General features: G+C 46.2%; 3 protein-coding genes. 1 reads left to right on the forward strand and 2 read right to left on the reverse strand.

Annotation, left to right across the window (positions count from 1 at the left end; genetic code table 11):
• Positions 1-32: 32 nt before the first annotated feature.
• Positions 33-164 (reverse strand): hypothetical protein, encoded by a 132-nt coding sequence (locus tag ASL19_RS18775; RefSeq protein WP_255356408.1) that lies wholly within the window; start codon positions 162-164, stop codon positions 33-35.
• 478 nt (positions 165-642) lie between these two features.
• Here ASL19_RS18775 and ASL19_RS00940 point away from each other — a divergent pair, with 478 nt between their 5' ends.
• The gene (locus ASL19_RS00940) at positions 643-1095 is read left to right on the forward strand and encodes a pentapeptide repeat-containing protein (protein ID WP_057176926.1); all 453 of its coding nucleotides are present in this window, start codon (positions 643-645) and stop codon (positions 1093-1095) included.
• A 108-nt stretch (positions 1096-1203) separates the two neighbouring features.
• On the opposite strand, the gene ASL19_RS16425 is transcribed toward ASL19_RS00940, so the two are convergent.
• A complete protein-coding gene (locus tag ASL19_RS16425) occupies positions 1204-1524 on the reverse strand; it encodes a hypothetical protein (protein WP_200959785.1) in 321 nt (106 codons plus the stop codon).
• Positions 1525-1923: the final 399 nt, after the last annotated feature.

The raw sequence follows: 1923 nt of genomic DNA on the forward strand, positions 1-1923 counted from the left end.
AGGGAGTGCTTCGCAATCGTTTATCAACACATTCAGATTTTTCCGTTGAGAAGGAACCGGGGGGATTCATGAATGTGATGACTCGTAGGGAATGCAATGCGATCTCCCGTAGGGAGTGCTGCGCAATCGCCAGTCGGGAGTGCTTCGCAATCGCCTGTGTCCATGTTCAAATTTTTCCCTTGAGAAGAATCCCAGAGAAAGTTCCTAAATGCAATCACCTCTCAATACATTCAGAATTTTCCCTTGAGAAGGAATCGGGGGGAACACTGAATGCGAGATCCCGTAGCGAGTGCTTCGCGATCTCCCAAAGGGAGTGCTGCGCAATCGCCCTCCAAATATCCCAAAACCCTTGAAATAACTGATTTATCCTTTGACGAAAAACGTTTACCGTCAATCTTTTACCAACCGGGAACCGAACATGAAACGTGCCTAGAGGAGAGCGATCTCCCACAGGGAGTGCTTCGCAATCACCCGTAGCAAGATCTCACTACTAACTTATGAATGGAACTTGAATAAAGACAAAACTTGTTGACGTTAAATATCTTACTCATTACCCTGCGGTTATTTCTATTATTTGCTCTTTTGTGGATAAGAAAGGTCATGTATAATTTACCTCGATAATTTGGTTACGGATTTAAGACAATGAAAAAATTTCTCACATTAGCGCTGATACTGACTTTGTTTCTTGTTTCCTCTTTTAGCCTTGGCACTAGTCCTAGTTATGCTTATAGCCGATCTGATTTGGAGAGACTTTTAGAAACTCGTAAGTGTCCAGAATGTGAACTCAGAAATGCTGACCTCTCTGATGCTGACCTAAAAGGTGCTAAACTCAAAGATGCTGACCTCTCTTATGCTTACCTCACAGGTGCTAACCTCAGAGGTGCTGACCTAAAAGGTGCTGACCTCTCTGATGCTGACCTAAAAGGTGCTGACCTAAAAGGTGCTGACCTCTCTGATGCTGACCTAAAAGGTGCTAAACTCAAAGGTGCTGACCTCACAAATGCTGACCTCTCTCGTGCTGAGGTGGCAGGTAGTAGTTTCAAGAATGCTAAGCTGGACCGTAAATGGCAATTTCTCCAACTATACGATAGATAAATAGAAAAAACCGGTTGTGCTGTACCTACCTTGAATTGATTCCCGGTCTCCCCCACGGACAGTCTCCAGGCGTGGGTTAACTCAAACAAATCACGGGTGATTCCATAGTTATCGCTTAGTTTTCTGCGAACAAAACTGGCGAGATACCACAGAGAGTGCTTCGCAATCGCCGCTCAACACATTCAGGTTTTTCCCTTGAGAAGAAACACGGGGAACCCTGAATGCGAGATCCCGTCGGGAATGCTTCGCAATCCCCCTCCAAATATCCCTACCGCCTTGAAATAACTGATTCATCCTTTGACGGAAAACGTTTACCGTCAATCTTCTACCAAACGGGAACCGAACATGAAACGTGCCTAGGGAAGAGCGATCTCCTGTAGGGAATGCTGCGCGATCGCCCATAGGAAGTGCAATATTAGTAAAACACATGTTGTGTGTTCAAGCCATCCACTTACAGCAAAACCAGTCAGTTTTCAACTGACTTGCGCTTTGAGACCGGGAATTGATTCCCGGTCTCCCCCACAGACAGTCTCCAGGTTGCTAGTCCTTCGCGATCTCCCATAGGGAGTGCTGCGCAATCGCCCCTCTCCACATTCAGATTTTTCCCTTGAGAAGGAACTAGGGGATAATGTCTAAGAGCGATCTCGCGTAGCGAGTGCTTCGCAATCGCCCTGAAATCCCATCACTCATTCCCAATAACAGATTCACAGTTTTCCCTTGAGAAGATGCAGGGAGGCGATCTCCCTGAAATCCCATCACCTATTCCTAATAACAGGTTCACGTTTTTCCCTTGAGAAGAATCTGAGGTGCGATCTCCCGTAGGGAGTG

It is taken from the genome of Cylindrospermopsis sp. CR12 (genome assembly GCF_001432185.1).
GTDB classification, from domain to species: Bacteria; Cyanobacteriota; Cyanobacteriia; order Cyanobacteriales; family Nostocaceae; genus Raphidiopsis; species Raphidiopsis raciborskii.